The 7,283-nt window shown below is 69.0% G+C and carries 8 protein-coding genes and 1 pseudogene; 4 read left to right on the forward strand and 5 right to left on the reverse strand.

Translation table 11 applies throughout. The features are described from left to right. Nucleotides 1–235 precede the first annotated feature (235 nt). Both AB0F77_RS35700 and AB0F77_RS35705 read right to left on the reverse strand, forming a co-directional pair. Nucleotides 236–1,420, reverse strand: a complete 1,185-nt coding sequence (locus AB0F77_RS35700; protein WP_361956431.1) for a tyrosine-type recombinase/integrase — start codon at nt 1,418–1,420, stop codon at nt 236–238. 105 nt (nt 1,421–1,525) lie between these two features. Continuing rightward, nucleotides 1,526–1,678, reverse strand: coding sequence for a hypothetical protein (locus AB0F77_RS35705; protein ID WP_361956469.1), 153 nt, complete (start codon nt 1,676–1,678; stop codon nt 1,526–1,528). A gap of 207 nt (nt 1,679–1,885) precedes the next feature. Here AB0F77_RS35705 and AB0F77_RS35710 point away from each other — a divergent pair, with 207 nt between their 5' ends. Together AB0F77_RS35710 and AB0F77_RS35715 are read left to right on the forward strand one after the other, a co-directional pair. Next, nucleotides 1,886–2,605: a hypothetical protein gene (locus tag AB0F77_RS35710; protein WP_361956434.1), complete on the forward strand. Its 720-nt coding sequence runs from the start codon at nt 1,886–1,888 to the stop codon at nt 2,603–2,605. A gap of 124 nt (nt 2,606–2,729) precedes the next feature. Next, nucleotides 2,730–2,993 (forward strand): annotated as a pseudogene (locus tag AB0F77_RS35715) (pyridoxamine 5'-phosphate oxidase); the annotation flags it as partial. A 24-nt stretch (nt 2,994–3,017) separates the two neighbouring features. On the opposite strand, the gene AB0F77_RS35720 reads toward AB0F77_RS35715, so the two are convergent. From AB0F77_RS35720 to AB0F77_RS35730, 3 genes are all read right to left on the reverse strand, one after another. Continuing rightward, nucleotides 3,018–3,446, reverse strand: a complete 429-nt coding sequence (locus tag AB0F77_RS35720) for a VOC family protein (protein WP_361956437.1) — start codon at nt 3,444–3,446, stop codon at nt 3,018–3,020. A 245-nt stretch (nt 3,447–3,691) separates the two neighbouring features. Beyond that, entirely contained in the window at nt 3,692–4,516 is an 825-nt protein-coding gene (locus AB0F77_RS35725; RefSeq protein WP_361956440.1) for a DUF899 family protein, read from the reverse strand. 93 nt (nt 4,517–4,609) lie between these two features. Further along, nucleotides 4,610–5,077, reverse strand: coding sequence for an Lrp/AsnC family transcriptional regulator (locus AB0F77_RS35730; RefSeq protein ID WP_361956443.1), 468 nt, complete (start codon nt 5,075–5,077; stop codon nt 4,610–4,612). A gap of 113 nt (nt 5,078–5,190) precedes the next feature. Between AB0F77_RS35730 and AB0F77_RS35735 the strand changes: the two genes are divergently transcribed. Both AB0F77_RS35735 and paaI read left to right on the forward strand, forming a co-directional pair. Then, on the forward strand, nt 5,191–6,642 hold the full coding sequence (locus tag AB0F77_RS35735; RefSeq protein ID WP_361956446.1) for a pyridoxal-dependent decarboxylase: 1,452 nt from the start codon (nt 5,191–5,193) through the stop codon (nt 6,640–6,642). A gap of 38 nt (nt 6,643–6,680) precedes the next feature. After that, nucleotides 6,681–7,061, forward strand: coding sequence for a hydroxyphenylacetyl-CoA thioesterase PaaI (paaI, locus tag AB0F77_RS35740; protein ID WP_361956463.1), 381 nt, complete (start codon nt 6,681–6,683; stop codon nt 7,059–7,061). Nucleotides 7,062–7,283: the final 222 nt, after the last annotated feature.

The following is a 7,283-nucleotide window of genomic DNA, read 5'->3' on the forward strand; positions in this document are numbered from 1 at the left end:
TTCCATTCTCGGCGGTGCACTGAGCACAGATCCGTTCCGCCGTCACGGACGCGTTCGCACTGGTTGATGAGGCATTCCCACCGATAGACAGCGTGGCCGCGAGGGATCCGGATGATCGGTTCCCGGAAAACCGGGTCGAATGACGGGCTGTGGATCAGGGCCGTGAGAATCTCCAGCCTGTCCCGGCCCTGACGGTCGGGCCGGTCGGTTTGGATCGGCAGCAGGGACCTCGCGCTCACTTCTGCTCACCCCAGACCGTACGGAGTGCCGTGTCGAACGCCGGGTCGTGGACGTCGACGTGCCCATAGACCTCGTCCACCATCGTGGCCGAGGCCCAGCCGCCCGCGTCCCGGGCGATCAGCAGGTTGCCGTCCGATGCGTCGAGGACCGCCGAGGTGAAGGAATGGCGGAAGGCATGAGGTTTCACGAGCCCCAGGCCGGCGCGTTTCCCTGCCCGACCCAGCATCCTGCGGGCTCCGACCGGGGCCCACGGCTCCCCGGCACCCGCGCCATGCAGTTGGACCAGCAGCATCCCGTGCCCGGACCGGCCGCGTGGATACTCGCCGCCGGTGAGGTACTCGAAGTAGGTGTGCACCATCGCCGGGCTGACCCGCTTGATCAGCCCACCGGTGACCGTGCCGTTCTCGAGCCGCCATGGGTGCTTGGTCTTCGCCTCCGCCCGATTCGGGTTGCCGGGCCGGTGGCAGACGTGCAGGTGAGGGCTGCGGCACTCGCCGCAGGCCGCGTTCTCGCGCAAGTGCAGGTCGACCAGATGCAGCCCGCAGAGCTCCCCGATCCGAAGCCCGCCGTCAGCGAGCCAGGTCACCACCAGCCGGTCCCGGGCCGAGTTCACCGTCGCCAGCAGCTTCTCGCGAGCGCCGTCCGGGAGCATCTTCGGGTGTCGCCGCTGGGGCCCCCTCGGCGCGAGCGGGTTGGCGGGCATCGCACTCTTCACGTGCCCGAGGAACGAGCGGCGGCGGTCCGCCTGGGACGGCAGCCGAGTCACACCGAGTTGCTTGCCGAGCTCGCCGTTGATGCCGAGCGAGGCCTGATGCAGGTAGAAGCCCTTCAGGCAGGCTGCGGCGGTCGACAGCGCCGCCCGGCCGTAGGGGCTCTTGCCGACCCGCCACGGCTCACCGAGCGGCATGCGGACCTCGGCGCCGACGATCCCCATGTACCGCTCAAGATCCCGCAACACCACCGTGTCGAAGCCCAGGCACTCGCGCTCCAGCCACCGCAGATGGTCCACCAGGTAATACGCGTACGTCTTCTGCGTCCCCGAACCGTCGTGCACGCGAAGGAACCGGTCCGCCTCCGCATGCACCGCCCCTTCAGGCCAGACGATCGTCCACGACCGCCGCCCGTCCTTCCGCTCGATCTGCTGGACCCGCAGGTCCCCGACCACCACTCGCCGTACCACTTGTCCTCCGTGCCGACGCCGGAACATGACAGACGTCCCGGACCCGGTCGGTAAACGAGCCCATGACGCCTTGGTCACAGGCCCAGGCGGACATCACGGGCGGCACTACCCGCGGTCGGTAAAGTTGAGGACCAGGTAGAAGATCGGCTGCTCGGGCAGCCGGGGCGGCCAGGCACGCCAGTTCAGCTCCCGAACCAGATCCAGCTCCTTGGGGCCGGTGGGGCGCCACAGGGTGGTTGTCACCTGCCGACTGGTCATCCGCATCACTCTCTGAACGTCGGCCGCCGGTACGGCGGTTCGGGAGAGGGACGATACCGGCACCACGAACCCAGCAGCCACGTAATACCGGCTTCCCCTGACGTCCCGACGTGATCCACGTGCGTTTCATATGCGCATGTGCCTGAATGGAAAGGGGTGCGTCGACCCCCGATCACTCCGCTCCGGATCAGAACATGGGAATTCGTCATGACCCAGCAAATGAACCAGAAGGTCACAGAACCGGGCCACGAGGAAATGGTGGCGCAGGTTCGTGAAAGCCTGAAGGAATCCGGAATCGAGTCCTTCGATGCGCTGGTGGAACGGTTGGCCGTCACCGCGCCTCGCATCACGCACGAAGATCACCTCATGATGATCGGCCACACCGAAGGCGACGCCCAACTGCCCCCGAGGCCGCACCGACCGCCCGAGATGATGGTGGTGATCGACGGCGAGACGAACGAGCCCGAAACGGTCCACGAATTCGATGGGCAGGCGCTCTACTCGACGCCGGGCCTCGACGGAAAAGCCGACGAGGTCCTCTACATGTTCACCTCGCTGGAGGGGATCAGGGACCACCTGATGGCTGCCGCACGCCACGGCGACATCGGCGCGTCCAACCCGGACTCGCTCTCGGTCGACTCGCACTACTACGAGCACGACGACCTCGGTGGAGACTGGTTGCAGAACGGCCCCGGAAGGGGATGGAAGAACCTCAGGAAAGTGCCCCGCGGATTCCTCGGCCTGGGGGACTGGAATGACATCATTTCGTCAGTCGACTGGTGCCGATGGCACATAACCCTGTTCGACAGGCCCGACTGGGGTGGCTCGCGCCTCGAACTCCCGGCCGGCCGCACCCGCTACCACCTGAGCAACTTCGGATGGAACGACTGCGTCTCCGGAACCGTGAACTGGGGCAGACGCTTCTGATCGACCGGCCGCCCCGAGCCCCGAGCATGAAGCCCGGGAGTTCATCGGTCGCTGGGAGTAGGTCCTACGCCTCAGGCGTGCTTCGCGCCCGCTTGGCTGGGGTCGGACCTCATGGAGACCACGCGTCCGCGAAGAACCGCGCGTGCACCTGGCGCTGGCGGACACCTTCGACGTGGTCCTCCTCCAGGGCGATGCGGAGCACTTCCCGGACCAGGAGGTGCCCGGAGACGCGGCGGACGCGTTCGCCGACAAGTTCGGCTGGGATCCACGCGCGGAAGAGGGTTCCTTTCTGTACCTACGCGTGGTCCCGAGAACCGTGCGAGCGTGGCGCGGCGAGCCGGAACTACGCGGGCGAGTCATCATGCGCAACGGAACGTGGCTGGACTGACGACCACCCTCACCGACACCTGCCCTATGGGCGGGCGTAAGGCCGGGTCATGACCTCCATGTTGTGGCCGTCCGGGTCGTCGAAGTAGGCGCCGCGGCCACCGAACAGATCATTGATCCGGCCGGGGTCGGTGTGGCCGGGGTCGGCGTAGTAGGTGACCCCTACCGCCTCCAGGCGGGCGATCACGGCGTCGAACTGCTCGTCAGGGACGAGGAAGGCGTAGTGCTGTGCCTGGATCGGCTCGTCCCTCTTCTCGTAGTAGTCGAGCGTCACGCCGTTGCCGAGGTCGACGGGCAGGAACGGCCCGAACGGGGCGCCGACCTTCAAACCCAGGATCACGGCGAGGAACTCGGCGGACAGGTGCCGGTCGCTCGCGTAGACGGCCGTGTGGTTCAACGCGACGCCGGCCGCCCGCAGTTCGGATTCATACGGGTACTGCTGGTCATGGGACATCAGTGGGGTTTCTCCGGTCTTGGGTTCCGCCGGGACGCGGCGCCGGATGCGGGCGCCGGGAACTGAGACACGGAGAAGGGGGGCGGGCCTCTCGCCCGCCTCGTGCTCACGCCGAGGCCGGGAACCTCACTCGTGTGTGGCCCATGGCCGACCCGGCAGTCACCCGACGGACTTTAGTGACCATCGCAGGCTGGGACAACACCGGTGCACGCCCCGGCACCACCGGCGCCGTCGGCGAAGTCCCCTCAGTGGCAGTGGCCTTCGCGGCCAAGGGACTCCACCGGCGCCGCGCCCGGGCGGGTCCACTGGGGGACGGGGCGGCTGGTCGGGCCCCACGTGGAGTTGCCGGACGCGTCCGAGCGCCAGGTCCAGCACGCGTCGCTCCCCTCGGGCCAGCCCTCGGGGTTGTCCTCCCATGTCTCGCGGCGGCCGTAGGGCGTCATGTCGAGCAGGCCGAGGGACCCGTTGACCCGCTCGTTGCCGCGGCCCGTCGTGGAGTACGTGAGGAACACCCGCTCACCGTCGCGGAGATAGCAGGTGAGGGAGCCCATGCTGTCGCCGACCGGTGCCTCCACGTCGCGCACCGAGTACCAGGGCTGGGTGTAGCCCATGAACTCGACGTAGGCGGCCACCTCGTCCCACCGGCCCGTGGTCAGGACGGCGAACGAGACTCCGCCGGCGTTGAGGTAGGCGGCGTCCTTGAGATGCCAGGCGGTGGTGGTGCAGCCCTCGCACTGTCCCTGGTGCGGCGCGCCGTCGTACCACATGTGCTTGTAGACCACGAGCTCGTCGCGGCCCTGGAACAGGTCCAAGAACGGGACCGGACCGTCGGGGCCGACGACCTCAAGCGTCCCGTCGAACTCCACCATCGGCAGTCGGCGGCGGGCCGCGGCGAGGGCGTCGCCCTCCCGGGTGTGGACCTTCTCCCGGACCAGGAGCTCGTCACGGGCGGCCTGCCAGGTGGCCAGGTCGACGACGGGCGGCCGGCCGGGCAGCACGGTGGCCGCCTCGGACTGCGCGGCGGTCGAGTCGTGCGGCGCGGCGGTCGGCTCGTGCGGCGTGGTCGTCATGCTGTCCTCCGTGATGTCCTGTGCCGGGGCGCCGTACGCGTCGTACGACGTCCTCCGACGGTCACCGGAACAGACCGGCGGCCCGGCCGAAACTCATCGCGGACCGCCCGGCAGGGGCAGCCCCGGCGTGCTCTTGACCGTCTTCATGGTGAACTGCGAGTTGGTCCGCGCCACTCCCGGCAGACCGGTGAGGCGGGCCATGTAGAAGCGCTCGTACGTCTCGATGTCGGGTACGGCGACCCAGAGCACGTAGTCGGGCTGCCCGAACAGCCGCAGGCAGTGGACCACTTCGTCGAGTTCGGTGATGGCCGCCTCGAACTCCTCGATGGTGTTCCTGTCCTGCACCGCCATCTCCACGTGCACCAGCACGTGGAACCCGCGGCCGACGGCGACCGGGTCGACCGTCGCGTGGTAGCCGGTGATCACGCCGCTGCTCTCGAGTTGCCGCACCCTGCGCAGACACGGGGAGGGAGACAGGCCCACGAGGTCGGCCAGCTCGGTGTTGGCGAGACGCCCGTCCGCCATCAGGTGCGCGATAATTGCTCGATCCGTCTTATCCATGGCATCCCATGCTAACGAGGCACCTCATCGAGGGCATCTTTGGCATCCCGTGCGGCGGCCTCGTGGCTAGCATGAGCGAGACGACCTCCCCACCGCACCCCCCGGAGACACACATGTCCGACCAGCCGATACTCGCGTTGAACGAGGCCGACAGGGAGACCGCCGGCCGCCTGCTGACCACGTTCTTCGACGACTACGAACGGTCCCTCCCCGAACGCCCCCTGGTGCCCGACGTGGACCGCGACGTGCTCGCCGGCCTGCTGGCGGCGCCGTTCCCCGACAAGGGCATCGGCGTCGAGGGACTCTTCCGCGAGATCGACCAGAAGATCCTGCCGAACTCGACCACCGTGGCCCACCCCCGTTTCCTCGCTTACGTGCTCGGCCCGCCCAACGGCATCGCGCCCTACGCCGAGGCGATCGCCGCGACCATCAACCAGAACTGCAACTTCTGGCAGCTCTCACCGGCCGCGAGTGTCGTCGAGCGGGCCGTCGTCACCTGGCTGGGCGGGCTGTTCGGCTACGACGAGCGGGTGGGCGGCATCCTCACCGGCGGCGGCTCGATCGCCACCCTCAACGCCCTCACCACGGCGCTGCACGCCCGCCGCCCCGACTTCCGCGAGCGGGGTCTGCAGACTTCGGCACCTGAACTGGTCGTCTACACCTCCGCCGAAGCGCACCGCTGCGTCGACAAGGCCGCCGCCCTCCTGGGCATCGGCACGGACAACGTCCGCCACCTCCCCACCGACGAGCGGTACCGCATGCGGGTCGACGCCCTGGAGGAGGCCGTCCGCGCCGACCGCGCGGCCGGGAAGGAGCCCTTCTGCGTCGTCGCCACCCCGGGGACGGTCACCAGCGGGTCCATCGACCCGATCGACGCCATCGCGGACGTGTGCGAGGGGGAGGGGCTGTGGCTGCACCTCGACGGTGCCTACGGCGCGCTGTTCGTGCTGTCGGAGCGCAAGCGGGACGCCTTCGCCGGGTGCGCCCGCGCGGACTCCATCGCGCTCGATCCGCACAAGCTCCTCTTCACGCCCCTCGAAGCGGGCTGTCTGCTGGTCCGGGACCGCGCCCTGCTGGCGAGGACCTACGCGTTCTCCTCCTCGTACCTCACCGTCGAGGAGGACCCGCTGATGGTCGACTACATGGACTACGGCCCCCAACTCTCCCGCGGCTTCAAGGCTTTCAAGGTGTGGAGCGCCCTGCGGACCTTCGGGATCGACGCCTTCCGGGAAGCGGTCGACCACACGCTCGACCTCGCGCGGTACATGGCCGACCTCATCGAGGCGGCCGAGGGCCTGGAGCTCATGGCGCCGGTGTCGCTGACCGCCGTCTGCTTCCGGATCAGGGGCGCGTCCGAGGCCGACCACACGGCCGTACTCGCCGAACTGATCGACGAGGGCACCGCGCTGCTCGGCCCGGCCCGGCTTGACGGCCGCCACGGCATGCGGGCCTGCGTCACCAACTACCGCACCACCCGCGGGGACATCGAGCTGATCGTCGACCGTCTGTCCGACATCGCCCGCCGCCGCGGGCCCGTCACCGATACCCCGGAGGTGGCCCTGTGACGACCGGCCCCGAAGCGCACACCGGCCCCGCCCACACGATGTTCGAAGCCGACACCGCCTCCCGCGGCCTGGGCATCGAACTCCTCGAAGCGGGGGACGGCTCGGCGGTGGTCCGGATGACCGTGACGGCCGCCATGGTCAACGGCCACGGCATCGCCCACGGCGGCTTCGTCTTCACCTTGGCCGACACGGCGTTCGCCTGCGCCTGCAACAGCCGCGGCCCGGTCACGGTGGCAGCGGGCGCGGACATCACCTTCACGGCCCCCGCCAGGGAGGGCGACGTCCTGACGGCGATCGCCCACGAGCGCACCCGGTACGGCCGCAGCGGCATCTACGACGTGACCGTGCTGCGGGGCGAGACGGTCGTCGCCGAGTTCCGAGGCCGCAGTCGCGTCGTACGCGACGCCCCGCAGGAGTGACGGGTCCGGCACCGCCGGACACCACCTTCACCCTGTGACGGGGGTCACACCTTCCGAGGTTGTTCCAATTTGAACGTCTGGGCTAGTGTTCCTTCCTGTCAGGAAGTTCAAATTCAAACAACCTCGACCCGGGGAGCCCACCATGAACCGCAAGAGCCTCACCCTCACCGCCGCCCTCGCCACCACCGCCGCCGTCACCGCCGGACTGACCGTCCTGCCCAG

Origin of the sequence: Streptomyces sp. NPDC026672, assembly GCF_040638185.1 — a bacterium.
In the GTDB taxonomy this organism is placed as follows: Bacteria; Actinomycetota; Actinomycetes; order Streptomycetales; family Streptomycetaceae; genus Streptomyces.

Excerpts from the sequence above, each read along its gene's own strand:
- AB0F77_RS35705 (WP_361956469.1), bottom strand. The coding sequence starts at position 1,678 with ATGACCAGTCGGCAGGTGACAACCACCCTGTGGCGCCCCACCGGCCCC.
- AB0F77_RS35710 (WP_361956434.1), top strand. The coding sequence starts at position 1,886 with ATGACCCAGCAAATGAACCAGAAGGTCACAGAACCGGGCCACGAGGAA.
- AB0F77_RS35720 (WP_361956437.1), bottom strand. The coding sequence starts at position 3,446 with ATGTCCCATGACCAGCAGTACCCGTATGAATCCGAACTGCGGGCGGCC.
- AB0F77_RS35725 (WP_361956440.1), bottom strand. The coding sequence starts at position 4,516 with ATGACGACCACGCCGCACGAGCCGACCGCCGCGCCGCACGACTCGACC.
- AB0F77_RS35730 (WP_361956443.1), bottom strand. The coding sequence starts at position 5,077 with ATGGATAAGACGGATCGAGCAATTATCGCGCACCTGATGGCGGACGGG.
- AB0F77_RS35735 (WP_361956446.1), top strand. The coding sequence starts at position 5,191 with ATGTCCGACCAGCCGATACTCGCGTTGAACGAGGCCGACAGGGAGACC.
- paaI (WP_361956463.1), top strand. The coding sequence starts at position 6,681 with ATGTTCGAAGCCGACACCGCCTCCCGCGGCCTGGGCATCGAACTCCTC.